Source organism: Acinetobacter sp. Ac8 (assembly GCF_055392545.1).
Genome location: NZ_AP043689.1, coordinates 2,243,176 through 2,257,919 on the forward strand (window position 1 = coordinate 2,243,176; position 14,744 = coordinate 2,257,919).

The window sequence follows — 14,744 nt, forward strand, 5'->3', positions numbered from 1 at the left end:
TCAAATACCTGTAACCGATAAAAGGGCTGAATCAAGAGGTGCTGAATTTTGGCGAACCGCAACGGTTTGTACGTTGTCACGAGCTACTAAATCCGCAAGGGTGATTTTAGCTAAATAATCGGCAATATGGAGAGAGAGTTCTTGCCATAAATCGTGAGTTAAACACATTGCACCATTTTGGCAGTTGCCTTTGTGGTCACAACGAGTCGCATCAACAGTTTCATTTACAGCTTCAATAATTTCTAAGACAGTAATTTCTTCAGCATGGCGCGCTAAGTGATAACCGCCATTTGCTCCACGAACACTTGAAACTAAGCCATGACGTTTAAGTTTAGCGAACAATTGTTCAAGATAAGCGACAGATATCGTTTGGCGGGTTGCAATTTCTGCAAGCGTAATCGTTTGTTCAGGTGGCTGCAATGCTAAGTCAAGTAGTGCAGTCACTGCATAGCGACCGCGAGTAGTTAGGCGCATGATTCGATACACATGTTTTAGACTAGATGTATGAATTTTATGAATCCTGACTAAAATAGTCAAGTATTTTTAAGTTTAATTCTGACTAATTTAGTCAGAATTTATTATTTGAACAAAAATTACAGGAAAAATTCAATTTTTGTTCAAGTTTTATGAAAATATTTGCCAAAGATTATACACGACTAATGCCATAAATAGAAAGCCCAATACGCCTAAAGCCGTATATAAACGTTGTTGATTGAGCTGCAAGCGTTTAACACGATTTTGATATTGTTTCACTTCAACTTGGAGTGTGTTGATCTTAGAGCGTTGCTGATCAATCTTTTCAAGCAAAGGGGCAATGCGTTTTTTTGATGCTTTAGTCTGGCTGTCATCATCTGGATTGGTTAACCATTGCTTCCAGTCTGAAAGCAATTTAGGGGCAGTTAAGTGTACAACTAGATCACGGAACTGTTCCTTGAGCAGGTTATCGCCTTCCAGACGCATTTTTTTCATGCTACGACGATTAGCAAAGACAAAAATTTGGATGAAATCGATGAGTGTGCTACTCACAGAAAGGTCAATGGCTTTTTCTGGAGGCTGTAAATCAAAAAGAATACCACGATCTGTAAATTGAACATAAAAGTCAAAATAAGGAATATAACTATTCATTTTAATTGTAATCTGCTGTCCGACGAATTTTTTTGCCTGTAAGCGAACAACACGATCATGTTTTAATACGAAAGAATAAATGGTTTCCAATATAATCATGACAATGTTTAGCAACAAACGAGAATGACCTTGCTTTTGTTGCGATTCATTCATAAAAAATTCCTATAGCAAAACAGAGAGTCCGATCTCTAAATAAATTTGAAACAATCTCATCCATGACTGGAAACACAATATTTCAACAATGATATAAAAATTATCTTAATAACCATTGTCGAATTGCCAAGTGTTCCTTAACATTAAAACAATTACTTTGCTTTGTAGAACAGTTTAGCAAAAGGTTCAATAGTTTTATTTGATAATATAGCAATATTTTCTACATAATTTGGTCATATAGGTCATTACACGCTGGAGTTTGGGGTAAATGGAGCAAGATATGAAAAAGAGCAACAAAGAACAAACGGATCTTTATGAAGATCAAAATGAGTTTGATGAATCTCAAATAAAGCCTAGAAATCATAAAAAGTCAGCATTAGATTTCAGAAAATATACAAAACAAATCTGGTTGGCAGGGTTGGGAGCGTTCTCCAGAGCCGAAGAAGAAGGCAATAAACTCTTTGATTCTTTAGTCAAGGTGGGTGAGGAGCTTGAATCCAAGACAGTTGAAGTCACAGATCAGACAGTCAATAAAGTCACTGAAAAAACCAAAGAGTCAGTTGCAGAAACCAAAGACAAGGTTGAAAAACTTTTAGATCAGCGTGTAAATCATTCATTAAACAGAATTGGTTTAGTGACTGCTAAAGATCTTCAGCATTTGGAAAACCTAATCCTGCAACTCCACAATAAGGTCGATGCATTGGCTGAAGAGAACCAAAACTTACGCGACCAATTGCTAAAAAAAATGAAATAATTACCATTAATCCAAAAAAATCGTAAATTTTAGTCGTAATTTTTGTGAAAAGCGTGTTTGGAGTCTTGCGTTTCCCCCCAAAGCATTGCTATAAAGTCGTCATGGCCTTTGATCTACAGCCTTGGAACTTAAACAAACGATATAAGAGGACGTAATCTTCATGAATAAATCAGAATTAATCGATGCGATTGCAGAAAAAGGGGGATTGTCAAAGTCTGATGCTGGTAAAGCATTAGATGCGACTATTGCTTCAATTGGTGAAGCGCTTAAAAAAGGCGACACAGTGACTTTAGTCGGCTTTGGCACATTCAGTGTTAAAGACCGTGCTGCTCGTACTGGTCGTAACCCTAAAACTGGTGAAGAGCTTCAGATTAAAGCAAGCAAAGTACCTAGCTTTAAAGCTGGTAAAGGCTTAAAAGACTCAGTAGCTTAATCTGAGCTTGTTAAAAGCGCGCCTTTGTGGCGCGTTTTTTATGAAATATATTAAATTATCAGTGATTGCTCGTTCATTCATTTCACAATTTCAGTTAGAATCCTTACGAAATATAATATTGGAATACTCATGGAATCGTTTCGCACTCTCATAAGGGGCTGGTTTGGTAAAGTTCTCCTTGTGTTATTTTTAGCGCCATTTGCTGTGGTTGGTATTGAAGGCTATTTCAGCGGTGGGCAAAAAGCAGACGTAGCTAAAACTGTTAATGGTCAAGATATTTCTAAAAAAGAGTTAGAAACGGTTACAAAAGGCTATACAGATCAATTATTGGCAAATCCTGCTATACATGGGGATGAGTCTTTATTGAATAAAGAATTTATTGCAAATAAAGCACTTGATTACCTAATTAGCCAAAGTCTTTTAAGACAACAAGCTGATAAGTTAGGTGTGACTTTGAGCGATGCTCAAATTGAACAGAAAATTGCACAAATTCCTGCTTTTCAGGAAAATGGTAAATTTTCAAATACGCTATATGCAAACTATTTACGTTCACAGGGCTTAACTAGCCAAGCATTTATCCAAAATATTCGCCAAGATTTTGCCTTAAGCATTTTGAGCTCTACAATTTCGGATAATGCACTGATCAGTAAATTGGACATCCAGCAAATTGCCAACTTGCAATCTGAACAACGTGAATTATTCTTATCAAGCGTTAAACTTGATGATTATAAAGCCAATGTTAAAGTGACCAATCAGGAAATTGCGGATTATTACAACAAGCATCAAAATAAGTTTAAACAAGTTGCTTCAGTGGATGTGGACTATGTGGTGCTCAGCCCAGCGACATTGACACAGCCAAATGCGGCAGTGACTGATGCTGAATTACAACAAGCTTATACTCAGTTTGTAGAAAAATATAAGCAAAGTTTGAAGCGTGATGTTAAACATATTTTGATCACGACTGATTCTCGTACGCCTGAGCAAGCTGCTACACTTGCAAATGAAGTATATGCAAAAATTCAGGCAGGTACGTCATTTGCTCAAGCTGCTGCGCAATATTCAGAAGACCCTGATTCTAAAGCGAAAGGTGGTGCACTTGCTGCCTATGCGCCAGGTGCCTTTGGTGATGATTTTGATAAAGCTGTCAACTCAACAAGCAATGGTCAAGTGTCTAAGCCTGTTAAAACTCAATTCGGTTATCATTTGATTGAAGTGAATACACCAGTAGATTCAGTACCATCATTTGAGTCGAAAAAAGCTGAATTGACTGCTGAAGTTTTAAAGAATAAATCAGCCAACTATTTCTCTGACACTGTAAATAGTTTAAATGAGCAAGTGGTCAACAGTGATGCATTGGATGTGGTTTCACAAGCCGTGAAGACCGTTCAAGTTCAATCTGCAAATAATGTGAATTTAACGACAACCAATCCAGTTCTTGCTGATCCTGCTGTTAAATCTAAACTGTTTAATGACGATGTGAAAAGCGGAAATACGACGGCGTCAAGTAATATCCAAACTGCCAATGGTGATGTTGTCTGGGTTAAAGTTCGTGAGTATCATCCAGCCGGTGTACAGCCTTTAGCGCAAGCAACTGCACGTGTAAAAGCACAATTGATTGAACAGAAAGCGTTTGATGCTGCGCATGCAAAATTAAATGCCATGATTGCGGATTTCAAAAAATTGCCAGCGCAAGAGGTTACTGCAAAATATCAGTCTAATTTTGTCCATGCGGGAACATTTACTCGTTCAAAAGGCCTTAAGCGTGAGATTGAGCGTGTTGCCTTTAGCCAGCCAGTACCTAAAGCAGGCATGTGGTCAGTTACTACTGCGAAACTGCCAAATGAGTTGGTTGTTGTGGCTGTGGCGAATGTGAAAAAAGTAGATACTGCTCAGATGGATCCTGCTGAAGTTCAGCAACTTACGCAAATGTATCAGAAGTTCCGTGGTGAACAATTATTAGATGATTATTCGCGTTATTTAAAAGCTCAAGCAAAAATTAAATAATTGATCTTCTCGGATTAAAAAAAGCGCCTCGGCGCTTTTTTTATGTGAAATGAAATATAGCGTGAGTACAGGAGCTATATCACTAAGATATGATTAGCGGATATCTCTAATCTTTTTTAGATCTGATTGCGATATTGGCTTGGGCTAAGTTCAAATTGTTTCTTAAATGCCTGGCTAAATGCGGTTTCAGATGAATATCCCACTTGGTGTGCAATCTGCTGAATAGGCAGTTGTCCTTGTTTGATTAGCTGGCTGGCAAGACGTAAGCGATGTTGTTGCAAGTAGGCTAAAGGTGTTTCCCCAATAATTTGATTAAATAAACTGGCAAATTTAGAACGCGACATACAACAGGTTTCAGCTAAGCTTTCTACGGTCCAGCTCTGTTCTGGACGGCTGTGGATAGCAGCAAGGGCATTTGAAAGTTCAGGGTGCACGAGGGCATTTAACCAATTATTGTGATCTTGCATTTGCTCAATATAGTCACGCACGCACTCAATCATCAAAATACTGACAACGTGGTCCATAATTTTATTTTTACCCGCCATGGTTCTACGGGTTTCAGCAGAAACAAAATATAATCCAATTTTAAGCCATTCAGGTGCCTCATCACTTAAGGCATTTTGTATATGCAAATAAGGTGGGAGTGCATTGATCAATGGACGAGCCATGATTGCATTCATATGGCATCGTACAGAAAGGATGAGGGTCTTTTCTGAGCTTCCTTGACCAAATTCGATTGCGTCTTGTCTTAATCCATCAAACAGTGATTCTATATTGAGGCTCTCAACTAACTGCGTGTCTAAATGGTTTTTTACCGTGTGTGCTAATCCTGCTGGGATTAAAAACATATCGCCGGTTTGTAGTGCAACAGTCATTTTGGGTGAAAATTCTAAATAAGCATTTCCATACAGAACTATATGTGCGATCACGGCATCTTGTTTTGGGCTCTGAAATGACCAATCACCTTGAGCTTGAAGGTAAATATATTCTGAATGGTTGAGATGAATATCATCAAAAATTTTACTTAAAGCATCCATAGATTCAGTTCAAATTTCCTGTTCTCAAATAATAAAAATGTTTCATGCTATTAAAACATGTGCGCAAAGGACAAACTCTATGTTGAAGATGCCAAAGACTTTTTCATAGGTTTTATGGACGCTTACAACTGTCTTTAAGTTGAATTTTACATAAATATATAACTAAGTAGAAAGATAGGGAAGATATAGCCATGAATGCACCAGTTCAACTGACAGAGCAGCAATTGCAACAATTAAAACCAAAGTCAGGTTTGGCACTTGATAAAAAGCGTTATCTTTGGATGATTAGCCCATCACTTCCAGTGATTGGCTTAGGAATCTTAGCGGGATATCATGTTGCACCTAAGCCACTGAAAAAAGTTTTTGCATTGGGTGGGCCACTGGTACTGCATGTGATTATTCCAGCCATAGATTCATTGATCGGTAAGGATAAAAACAATCCGACCAGTGAAGATGTAAAATTACTTGAGCAAGATCCGTATTATTCACGTTTGGTCAAATCCTTTATTCCGATTCAATATGTTGCCAATGTATATGCTTGTTATTTAGTGGGACGTAAACAAACATCTCTTTTAGATAAGATTTTGCTTGGTGTCTCAATGGGTGCAATTAATGGTATTGCCATTAACACAGCACATGAGTTAAGCCATAAGCATGACCGTATGGACCATATTTTATCGCATTTGGCATTGGTTCCATCAGGCTATAACCATTTCCGTATCGAACATCCTTATGGACACCATAAACGCGCTGCGACGCCTGAAGATCCAGCTTCATCGCAAATGGGTGAAACGCTCTATGAGTTTTTACCACGTACCGTCATTGGTTCATTTAAATCAGCGATTGAAATTGAAACCAACCGTCTTAAACGGAAGGGCCTTGGATTTTGGTCTAAAGATAATGAGTTATTGCAAGGCTGGACAATGACCGCAGCATTCCATTCATCTATGGTCGGGTTATTTGGTAAAGGTATTTTGCCTTATTTAGCAACTCAGTCAGCTTATAGTATTACGTTGTTTGAGATCATCAATTATATTGAGCATTATGGTTTGTTGCGCCAGAAAGATGAAAATGGCAAATATGAACGCACAATGCCTGAGCATAGTTGGAACAATAACAACATCGTAACGAATTTATTCTTATATCAGTTACAACGTCATTCAGATCATCATGCCTTTCCGACACGCCCATTCCAAGCGTTACGTCACTTTGATGAAGCACCTGAATTACCAAGCGGTTATGCAAGTATGCTGTTGCCAGCGATGATCCCGTCATGGTGGTTTAAAATTATGGATAAGCGGGTATTTGATCATTACAAGGGTGATTTAAATAAGGCCAGTATTTATCCAAAACGCCGAGCAAGCATTTTCAAAAAATTTGGTGTCGTGGACAAGTTATTGAATAAGTAAAATTTAATTTTAAAATAAAAGCCCAGAATTGGGCTTTTATTGTTTTTGAGCATTAAAAATATTCTAGTTTTTTAATGTTGACTAACACTACTTTTAGTTGTGAGTCATCCTTGTTAAAGCATAAGCACTTGTCGCTCAATTTTAATGAATGTAAAAAAAATCCCTGAAATACTATCTTTCTTTTTCTGTTTATTTCATAGTATTCACTAATGGTATTTTAAATTTACAAATGTAATTTGGAACTTCGTATGAAATGGGAAGAAATAGGCAATCAACCGTGTTCAATTGCGCGTACATTATCTGTATTGGGTGATCGATGGACCATGCTTATTTTACGTAATGCTTTTATGGGTTTACGTCGTTTTGATGATTTTCAAGAAAATTTAGGTGTGACAAGACATGTATTGTCTGAACGGCTAAAACGTTTGGTTGAGCATGAAATACTGGTTAAAGTGGCTTATGTCGATCGACAAGAGCGTTATGAATATCGCTTAACTGAAAAGGGCTTAGATCTATATCCTATTTTATTAACCATGGTGGCATGGGCGGATAAATGGATGGATGAGGGGCTGGGTGCACCTATGGTGTATCAACATACCGTTTGTGGTCATGAGTTTACTCCGATATTGGTATGCTCAGAATGTCAGCAGGCGGTGAATGCAAGACAGGTGAAGCCAATCGTTACCTCAGCGTTTTTTCAATACATAGCGCAGAAAAAATTAGCTTGATTGCTATTCCCTAGATGATTTTCAATATTTATCATGAATTAATTTTAGATTAAGTTGTTGGTAAATATCATAAAAATATAAAGATATGTGCACTCATGATCTTTAGTGTTGGTGAAAATGTTTAGATGAAGCGTTGCAAGTAATTTGAACTTTTAATTACTGATATTGTTTTTGATTTTTGTTAACAAGATATAAAATATGTGATTGTTCAATTTAAAAAATATATAATTTAAATTAATAAGTAAAAGTATGAAAAACAGTAACTGTAATCCTAGTTTAGAAAATAAGGTTTATTGCTTGATAAAGAATAGAGCGATTTTTTAAACAGATAATTTTGATCAAGTCATTCACTTTTATATACTTATTTAACTGATGCAAAATTTTAATAATTTATAAAATATTCAATATGGAGTAATCGAATGGGAATTGGTTCAAGCCCAACAGTCGGAAGTACTTGTGATACGTGCCTACAGAAGTTTACGATTCATTTTCGAAGATGTGAAGATAACATATATGATGGAAATTATGGTTTTGATTGGTACAGACCTGAATACTTTAAAAAATTAACCAACTATAGACCGAATGCAGCAACAAAATTTGGAAACAAAGTTGCTTTAGTCAGTGGTTCGATACAATCATTAAAAGCGACATATACCCAAGACCAAATTACCAAAATTAGCCCATTTGGTACAGAATATATCCCTGCATGGTTAGCAATTTACCCAAGCTCACAGGAGGATAGCAATAGTTCTAATCCTGTCAATCAAGGGGTTAGGCTTAATTTAGAGTTGAGACTATTAGATTCAGAAAATAATTTTTCATTAAAAAATGATGGAACAAAGATTAAGTTTGAAGTTTCAAATCCGAATATTATTATTGAACCAGCAGAGTTCAGTGTCGAAGATTTTATTTACGCCAAAAAAATGACCCGAGATTTAGGCGAAGATACTAAAAGAGAAGAAGAGATTTATTATTTAGCTTCAGAAATAGTGAATATTAAGTGCACAGGTGCTTTGCAAAAACATGAAGAAATCATTGCAACAGCAATAAAAGGAGAGACCCAAGAGAAAGTTGGGAAGCTAATGCTTTATCATAATGCTGTGATTCCTACTATATCGGTTATTTTTGTAGACGTTATAACTGATGGAAAAAAACCAAGCCGTTCACATGATTATGAAAATTTTTTAAAGCATAACTCATTTAACCAAGCTTTAATTAATGTAGAAATAAAAAATGCCCCAATATTTGATTTAAACAAATATCGTAGCAAAGACGATGATGTTAATATATCTTTGAATAAATTAAATATAAATGACACGGGTTATTTTTTAAGTGACTTAACTAAGTTTTATAAAAAATATCAAGATAAAAACTTAGCGACTAAAAATTATGTTTTCGTAACAACTGTAGAAATAAAGAATGCAGTTGGTGCTGGTGGTGACAGCGTTACCTTATTTAACTGTCCTCAAAATATATTTAATCAAGTCGTGGTACATGAATTAGGGCATCGTTTTGGATTAGATCATTTGTTTGAATCACAGAAAATTACAGCCAAAGGATCGAGCTTTCAATTTATACAGGGTACTACAGCTAATTTTTTAGATTATGATCATTCGAATGGCGTAAATTTAAAAAATAAAACTGCAGTCAATCCAAATCAAACACTAAAATATTTTTTCAAATACCAATGGGATTTTCTCAGGAAGAAAGTGAAATAATTATGCTATCGCCAATTTAGATATTTACTCGCTATATTGATGGGTTTGATCTCATATTGAATTAAACGAATCAATTTTTATGGAGTGATCACAAACAATTTGCAGGTTTAGGGATACCCGCCAAACGGCTTAAATGGCGGGCAACCAGTCCTGTATTAAACTTGTCTTGTAGGACAGCATTATCAATTGCTGGGTTGATCGTTTTCATTAAAAATTTAATCAGTGGACGAGTTGCAGGAGAGTGGCCAAACTGGGTATAAAATTGACGTACTGCATGCAACACTTCAAAATGCCACGGGGTCAGTTGTAGATCTAAACTTTGTGCCAACTCTTGGGCAACCTGTTCATTCCAAATGGTGTAATCTACTAAATGACCATCTTGGTCTAACTCAAAGCTCATAAAACCGCCTAAACAAAACAACAGAAACAATGTAACTTTTGATCAACAAAACATCAAAGATTGATTTTTAAAAAATCGAAGATAATTGACAACCTAGCCCACTATTTTAAACTGATACAGCGGTTAAAGTCTAAAACCAACTGAGCAAATTGTGGGTAAGAAATTGATTTAAAATTTTCAGGAATGGATTCAGATAAAATCTCAGCATCATTTTCAAGAAGATAAAGATTCTGTTTGTTTGTTAAGCGCTGATCTGTTGCAAACAGTACCGCATCACCCATTAAAACAACGTGATCATGAGAACCATACAGTTGATCCAACTGATTCAATATATGGTCAGTATATATAAAAGAAGATTGAATTAAATAAAGCGTTTTATCTGACATTTAAACTTTCCATCCACAGCTTACCAATACAACACATGATCAAAAGCCTGAATAAATTCAGCATTCAGTTCTACAAATTCCAACTCTTGTTGTGATTGAGTAACAAAAGTCGAGGATTTATTCATATTTTCTACTAAAACTGGTGTTAAATCATAGAATTCAAAGCTATCGACCAGATTTGAAGCGAGCTTAAATACGTGATTTAATTGGCTAAAAGCCATTTCTGATTTAAGTAGGCTTAATCCAGCGTCTTTAAGTAACACTTTGACTTTACAGCCAAAAGTTGCAAGCACCATGGTTGCTGACAAACTTTCATGTACCTGCAATGTATTTAAATTTGCTTGGGTTATCACAACGAGCACAGTATTCACACAAATTACCTTTTAAATGCAACACGCTAATGGGATGATCAACTTAGAATTGAATGATACGATCTGTAGATTGAACAGCATCTGCAAGTTCGCCTAAACCCACAAGTTCAAAGCCTTTTGCAAGATTATCGGCTGGAATTTGGTGACGTTTGGCATTCTCTTGATCTGTTATCCCCCGCGCTAATGCAGCACTCACACAGACAGGAAGTCGAATTGAGAGTTTTTGCCATTCTACAGATAAATTACGTTGATCGTCAGGAACCCATTGCAAGTTGTTCGCAACTTGTACACCATCTTGATAAAAGAAAACACGAAATTCTTGATCTTCAGCTTGCAGTGCTTGAGCTAAACCCAATGCATGCCATGCATGGATTGAAGTCGGTGCTGCGGTGATTAGTAATAAAGTACTCATTTGATGGCGATTCACTTGGAGAATGGACAGTTTGCAACATTCAAACTTGATAATGATAGGTAGTATACAATGATTTTAGTGACTGGTGGTTTAGGCTTTATAGGCTCGCATGTGGTTTTAAGTTTGCTAGCTCAAGGGCAAGCGGTCGTCATTGTGGATAATCTAGCCAATGCCAATCTGCAATGCTTAGAGCGCTTAGAATTTATTACAGGAATGTATATTCCCTTTGTCAAAATTGATATTCGTAATACTCCCGCTTTAAATAAAGTATTTGAACAATATTCAATAGATACCGTTGTGCATTGTGCGGGTTTTAAGTCTATTGAAGAGTCAAACCTAAAACCACTTGAATATTATAATGACAATCTCAGTTGTATTATGAGTTTATTACGTGCGATGCAGCGTACCGGTGTCAGAAATTTGGTACATCTTTCTAGCCTTATGGTTTATGCGCAATCAAGTTTAGAGCTGAATGAACAAACCGCATTTAATTATAGTTATCCCAATCCTTATATAAAATCTCAGCAAATGATTGAAGAAATCATTAAAGACACCTTTAAAACTGATGAAGAATGGAAAATTGCCATTTTAAGAGTTTCAAATGTCGTCGGTGCATTTGAGCATGGCGTCTTGGGTGAGTTTGTTGCACCACTACCTAAAAATGTTGTCCCTTTGGCTTTACAAGTCGCGGCTCAACAACGTGATCTAATTGAAGTACAACGTAATTCAGAGACTGCGGATAAAACGACTGAGCGTAGCTTTGTCCATGTTCTTGACGTGTGTGAAGCAATTAAATCAACTATTCTTTGGCTACATGAGCAGGGTAATGTTTATCAAAGTTTTGATATTGCAGGTCCTGTCAGTTCGATACAAAACCTGATCAACTTGATCGAAGAGGTTACGGCGAGTCAAATCCATCAAATTGATGCGGTGTATAAATTAGATGAACTGGATCAGGTTGCATCTATCAGTCAAAAAGCATTTGAGGTTTTAAAATGGAAAGCACAGCGCTCGCTTAAACAAATGATTGAAGATGAATGGCGTTTTTATCAAAATACCTTAAACAATCGATAAAAATCCAGAATAGATGATTATTGTAAATAATTATCATTTACATGTTTGATTGATTTGTTTAGCATAATCGCTTCGCTGAAGCTGGTGTTTTTACGCAGATGTTGTCAAAACAAGCTTTAACTTGAAAATAAGATATGGATAAAGAAGAGGTTGAAAATGCAAACACGTATTGAACATGACACAATGGGCGATGTTGAAGTCCCAAGCGAAGCAATGTGGGGCGCACAAACTCAGCGAAGCGTAGAAAACTTTAAAATTGGTACAGAACATATGCCGCGCCCGATGATTCGAGCGATGGGGCTGGTCAAAAAGGCTGCGGCAATAACCAATGCCAGCTTAAATCAAATTCCGCATGATCTGTCACAGTACATTGTCGATGCTGCCGATGAAGTAATTTCAGGTAAATGGGATTCACAATTTCCTTTGGTGGTTTGGCAAACAGGTTCAGGTACGCAAAGTAATATGAACTGTAATGAAGTCATTGCCAATATCGCCAATCAAAAATTAGGCAATCCATTAGGTTCGCAAAAGCCGGTGCATCCGAATGATCATGTCAATCGTGCGCAATCTACTAATGATTCATTTCCAACAGCGATTCATGTGGCTGCTGCGGTACAAATCAATGAGTTGCTTATTCCAGCAGTAAAACGCTTACGAGACACTTTACATCGCAAATCTGAAGCGTTTGACGATATTGTTAAGATTGGCCGTACTCATTTGCAGGATGCAACACCACTTACATTAGGACAGGAATTCAGTGGCTATGTTTCACAGCTGGATCATGGACTAAAACGTTTACAACAGGCTTTGGTGTGGCTCTATGAGTTACCACTTGGTGGAACCGCTGTTGGTACAGGTTTAAATGCGCATCCTGAATATGCAGACAAAGCAGCGGAAGAATTAGCCAAACTGACGGGTTTACCATTTATCAGTAATCCCAATAAGTTTGAAGCACTTGCTGGTCGTGATGCTGCTGTATTTGCTTCAGGCTCATTGAAAACCTTAGCTGCGAGTTTAAATAAAATTGCCAATGATATACGTTGGTTAGCAAGTGGACCACGTTGTGGTTTGGGCGAGTTGCGTATTCCTGAGAATGAACCTGGTTCAAGCATCATGCCTGGTAAAGTCAACCCAACCCAATGTGAAGCAATGACCATGGTGGTTGCGCAAGTCATGGGGAATGACACCACGATTAATTTTGCAGGTGCAGCGGGGAATTTTGAACTGAATGTTTATATGCCTGTGATTGCATATAATCTTGTTCAGTCAATTCAATTGCTTGGCGATGCATGTAACAGCTTCGACGAACACTGTGCTGTCGGTATTGAACCAAATCGTGAAAAAATTGATTACTTCTTACATAATTCATTGATGCTGGTAACAGCACTGAATCCTGTGATTGGTTATGAAAATGCTGCTAAAGTTGCTAAAACGGCTTATAAAGAAGATAAGACTTTAAAAGAAGTTGCGATAGAACTTGGTTTTGTCACGGCTGAACAGTTTGATGAAGTGGTACAACCTGAAAAAATGGTACGTCCAAATGCGAAATAATGAGTTGTAAGCGACTGTACTTTTGATGATTTAAAGCATCAGTCGTTTAAAAAAGCACCTTAAGGTGCTTTTTTATTTTGAATTTGCAGGAGTTATAGGACTCGCATTAACCATGTTTCTTCCGAGCTTTATGGTCACTTTTATTATGTGATGACCCTCTAATTGAGCGCGGTTTTCTCAAAATACTGAACAGCAGGTGAACGTGACATATAGGCTAAAGCCTGTTCTGTATCACCTTCATGAAGCGGATTAAACTTTGGAGAGGTCCAACGTAGAGTGGCTTTCCATAGGTATTTAATGGTCGGTAGGTGATCTGTTTTTGTTGCAGTTTTTTCAAACTCTCGAATAAAAGCAAAGAATCCACGGCGCATTAATTTTTGGATTTGTTGATGTTCAGTATCTTGTTGGCCCAGACTACGAGCAAAATCAACGAGGAAGTAAATAAAAAGCGGAAAAATTCCCATCATAATGATTTGTCTGGAAACATAAAAACCTAGCTTTTGTTGTAATAAATGCTCAAACAAATCATAAGCGACACAACGATGTTCAACTTCTTCCGCAAGATGCCAGCGGAATAAATCAGCCATAGCTGGATCTGCTTTATCCCAAGATTTGCTATCAAGTGTCCATTGCCCAATTGTACCTGTAAAGTGCTCGATCGCTGCAATAACACCTACACGAAAGATTAACCAATATTCGTCAAATTTTTTCCCTTTTAAAAAAGGGATTCCTAATGGTTTGTCACCCAATAAAATGTTGAAAACAAGATGGGCACGATTTAATGGTTCTTGTATGTCATAGCCATTTTCTCTTAAAAAGTCTTGTACTTTTTCATGTGCACGTGCATGTGCAGCTTCTTGACGGACAAAGCCAATAACGTCTTGTTTTAATTTTTCATCGCTAATATGTGGAAGGGTTTTATTAAATACTCGACAAAACCAAAACTCGCCCGCAGGCAAAAGCATATTGATACCATTGGCGATATGTGAACAGAGTGGATCATCTGGCATCCAACATACAGAAGACTCAGAAAAATCGAAATATACTTTTCTTGCTTTAATTTGATGACTTTCCGTGATCATTGTGGTTATCCAACATGAAACTGTTAAGCGATTAAAAGTTTTTACCATTTAGAATAATTAGCGACCATATCCTTTGAGGACACTTTTTTTGTGATTTTTACTCTTCT

Annotated in this window: 16 protein-coding genes; 8 read left to right on the top strand and 8 right to left on the bottom strand. The window is 36.9% G+C overall.

What is annotated here, in order from left to right; translation table 11 throughout:
- Both ACZ5QH_RS10490 and ACZ5QH_RS10495 read right to left on the bottom strand, forming a co-directional pair.
- Entirely contained in the window at window positions 1-474 is a 474-nt protein-coding gene (locus ACZ5QH_RS10490; RefSeq protein ID WP_004720625.1) for an Rrf2 family transcriptional regulator, read from the bottom strand.
- A gap of 150 nt (window positions 475-624) precedes the next feature.
- Window positions 625-1,278 (bottom strand): hypothetical protein, encoded by a 654-nt coding sequence (locus ACZ5QH_RS10495; RefSeq protein WP_004720623.1) that lies wholly within the window; start codon window positions 1,276-1,278, stop codon window positions 625-627.
- Between the two features lie 268 nt (window positions 1,279-1,546).
- On the opposite strand from ACZ5QH_RS10495, the gene ACZ5QH_RS10500 reads away from it, so the two are divergent.
- The 3 genes from ACZ5QH_RS10500 to ACZ5QH_RS10510 all read left to right on the top strand — a co-directional run bounded on the left by ACZ5QH_RS10500 (window position 1,547) and on the right by ACZ5QH_RS10510 (window position 4,469).
- Window positions 1,547-2,032 (top strand): phasin family protein, encoded by a 486-nt coding sequence (locus tag ACZ5QH_RS10500; RefSeq protein WP_004821389.1) that lies wholly within the window; start codon window positions 1,547-1,549, stop codon window positions 2,030-2,032.
- A 160-nt stretch (window positions 2,033-2,192) separates the two neighbouring features.
- Window positions 2,193-2,465, top strand: a complete 273-nt coding sequence (locus ACZ5QH_RS10505; protein WP_004720620.1) for an HU family DNA-binding protein — start codon at window positions 2,193-2,195, stop codon at window positions 2,463-2,465.
- A 129-nt stretch (window positions 2,466-2,594) separates the two neighbouring features.
- Window positions 2,595-4,469, top strand: a complete 1,875-nt coding sequence (locus ACZ5QH_RS10510; RefSeq protein ID WP_303576143.1) for a SurA N-terminal domain-containing protein — start codon at window positions 2,595-2,597, stop codon at window positions 4,467-4,469.
- 116 nt (window positions 4,470-4,585) lie between these two features.
- On the opposite strand, the gene ACZ5QH_RS10515 is transcribed toward ACZ5QH_RS10510, so the two are convergent.
- Window positions 4,586-5,506: an AraC family transcriptional regulator gene (locus ACZ5QH_RS10515; RefSeq protein WP_004720615.1), complete on the bottom strand. Its 921-nt coding sequence runs from the start codon at window positions 5,504-5,506 to the stop codon at window positions 4,586-4,588.
- Between the two features lie 191 nt (window positions 5,507-5,697).
- Between ACZ5QH_RS10515 and ACZ5QH_RS10520 the strand changes: the two genes are divergently transcribed.
- From ACZ5QH_RS10520 to ACZ5QH_RS10530, 3 genes are all read left to right on the top strand, one after another.
- Window positions 5,698-6,915 (top strand): alkane 1-monooxygenase, encoded by a 1,218-nt coding sequence (locus ACZ5QH_RS10520; RefSeq protein ID WP_096734064.1) that lies wholly within the window; start codon window positions 5,698-5,700, stop codon window positions 6,913-6,915.
- Between the two features lie 248 nt (window positions 6,916-7,163).
- A complete protein-coding gene (locus ACZ5QH_RS10525; protein WP_270382297.1) occupies window positions 7,164-7,643 on the top strand; it encodes a winged helix-turn-helix transcriptional regulator in 480 nt (159 codons plus the stop codon).
- Between the two features lie 419 nt (window positions 7,644-8,062).
- Entirely contained in the window at window positions 8,063-9,361 is a 1,299-nt protein-coding gene (locus ACZ5QH_RS10530) for a hypothetical protein (RefSeq protein ID WP_303576142.1), read from the top strand.
- An 88-nt stretch (window positions 9,362-9,449) separates the two neighbouring features.
- Here ACZ5QH_RS10530 and ACZ5QH_RS10535 read toward each other — a convergent pair whose 3' ends face one another.
- The 4 genes from ACZ5QH_RS10535 to tusD all read right to left on the bottom strand — a co-directional run bounded on the left by ACZ5QH_RS10535 (window position 9,450) and on the right by tusD (window position 10,930).
- Window positions 9,450-9,761: a TusE/DsrC/DsvC family sulfur relay protein gene (locus tag ACZ5QH_RS10535; RefSeq protein ID WP_004821403.1), complete on the bottom strand. Its 312-nt coding sequence runs from the start codon at window positions 9,759-9,761 to the stop codon at window positions 9,450-9,452.
- A 101-nt stretch (window positions 9,762-9,862) separates the two neighbouring features.
- The gene (locus tag ACZ5QH_RS10540) at window positions 9,863-10,147 is read right to left on the bottom strand and encodes a DsrH/TusB family sulfur metabolism protein (RefSeq protein ID WP_303576141.1); all 285 of its coding nucleotides are present in this window, start codon (window positions 10,145-10,147) and stop codon (window positions 9,863-9,865) included.
- Between the two features lie 20 nt (window positions 10,148-10,167).
- A complete protein-coding gene (locus ACZ5QH_RS10545) occupies window positions 10,168-10,518 on the bottom strand; it encodes a hypothetical protein (RefSeq protein ID WP_004821406.1) in 351 nt (116 codons plus the stop codon).
- 43 nt (window positions 10,519-10,561) lie between these two features.
- Entirely contained in the window at window positions 10,562-10,930 is a 369-nt protein-coding gene (tusD, locus tag ACZ5QH_RS10550) for a sulfurtransferase complex subunit TusD (RefSeq protein ID WP_004720599.1), read from the bottom strand.
- A gap of 69 nt (window positions 10,931-10,999) precedes the next feature.
- On the opposite strand from tusD, the gene ACZ5QH_RS10555 reads away from it, so the two are divergent.
- Complete coding sequence (locus tag ACZ5QH_RS10555) at window positions 11,000-12,004, top strand: SDR family NAD(P)-dependent oxidoreductase (RefSeq protein WP_303576140.1); 1,005 nt, start codon at window positions 11,000-11,002, stop codon at window positions 12,002-12,004.
- A 156-nt stretch (window positions 12,005-12,160) separates the two neighbouring features.
- Window positions 12,161-13,555 carry a class II fumarate hydratase gene (gene fumC, locus ACZ5QH_RS10560; RefSeq protein WP_004821410.1) on the top strand — a complete coding sequence of 465 codons (1,395 nt, stop codon included), beginning with the start codon at window positions 12,161-12,163 and terminating at the stop codon, window positions 13,553-13,555.
- Window positions 13,556-13,713: 158 nt separating this feature from the next.
- On the opposite strand, the gene ACZ5QH_RS10565 is transcribed toward fumC, so the two are convergent.
- Window positions 13,714-14,637, bottom strand: coding sequence for a metal-dependent hydrolase (locus tag ACZ5QH_RS10565; protein WP_303576139.1), 924 nt, complete (start codon window positions 14,635-14,637; stop codon window positions 13,714-13,716).
- Window positions 14,638-14,744 lie beyond the last annotated feature (107 nt).

Excerpts from the sequence above, each read along its gene's own strand:
- ACZ5QH_RS10490 (WP_004720625.1), bottom strand. The coding sequence starts at position 474 with ATGCGCCTAACTACTCGCGGTCGCTATGCAGTGACTGCACTACTTGAC.
- ACZ5QH_RS10495 (WP_004720623.1), bottom strand. The coding sequence starts at position 1,278 with ATGAATGAATCGCAACAAAAGCAAGGTCATTCTCGTTTGTTGCTAAAC.
- ACZ5QH_RS10500 (WP_004821389.1), top strand. The coding sequence starts at position 1,547 with ATGGAGCAAGATATGAAAAAGAGCAACAAAGAACAAACGGATCTTTAT.
- ACZ5QH_RS10505 (WP_004720620.1), top strand. The coding sequence starts at position 2,193 with ATGAATAAATCAGAATTAATCGATGCGATTGCAGAAAAAGGGGGATTG.
- ACZ5QH_RS10510 (WP_303576143.1), top strand. The coding sequence starts at position 2,595 with ATGGAATCGTTTCGCACTCTCATAAGGGGCTGGTTTGGTAAAGTTCTC.
- ACZ5QH_RS10515 (WP_004720615.1), bottom strand. The coding sequence starts at position 5,506 with ATGGATGCTTTAAGTAAAATTTTTGATGATATTCATCTCAACCATTCA.
- ACZ5QH_RS10520 (WP_096734064.1), top strand. The coding sequence starts at position 5,698 with ATGAATGCACCAGTTCAACTGACAGAGCAGCAATTGCAACAATTAAAA.
- ACZ5QH_RS10525 (WP_270382297.1), top strand. The coding sequence starts at position 7,164 with ATGAAATGGGAAGAAATAGGCAATCAACCGTGTTCAATTGCGCGTACA.
- ACZ5QH_RS10530 (WP_303576142.1), top strand. The coding sequence starts at position 8,063 with ATGGGAATTGGTTCAAGCCCAACAGTCGGAAGTACTTGTGATACGTGC.
- ACZ5QH_RS10535 (WP_004821403.1), bottom strand. The coding sequence starts at position 9,761 with ATGAGCTTTGAGTTAGACCAAGATGGTCATTTAGTAGATTACACCATT.
- ACZ5QH_RS10540 (WP_303576141.1), bottom strand. The coding sequence starts at position 10,147 with ATGTCAGATAAAACGCTTTATTTAATTCAATCTTCTTTTATATATACT.
- tusD (WP_004720599.1), bottom strand. The coding sequence starts at position 10,930 with ATGAGTACTTTATTACTAATCACCGCAGCACCGACTTCAATCCATGCA.
- ACZ5QH_RS10555 (WP_303576140.1), top strand. The coding sequence starts at position 11,000 with ATGATTTTAGTGACTGGTGGTTTAGGCTTTATAGGCTCGCATGTGGTT.
- fumC (WP_004821410.1), top strand. The coding sequence starts at position 12,161 with ATGCAAACACGTATTGAACATGACACAATGGGCGATGTTGAAGTCCCA.
- ACZ5QH_RS10565 (WP_303576139.1), bottom strand. The coding sequence starts at position 14,637 with ATGATCACGGAAAGTCATCAAATTAAAGCAAGAAAAGTATATTTCGAT.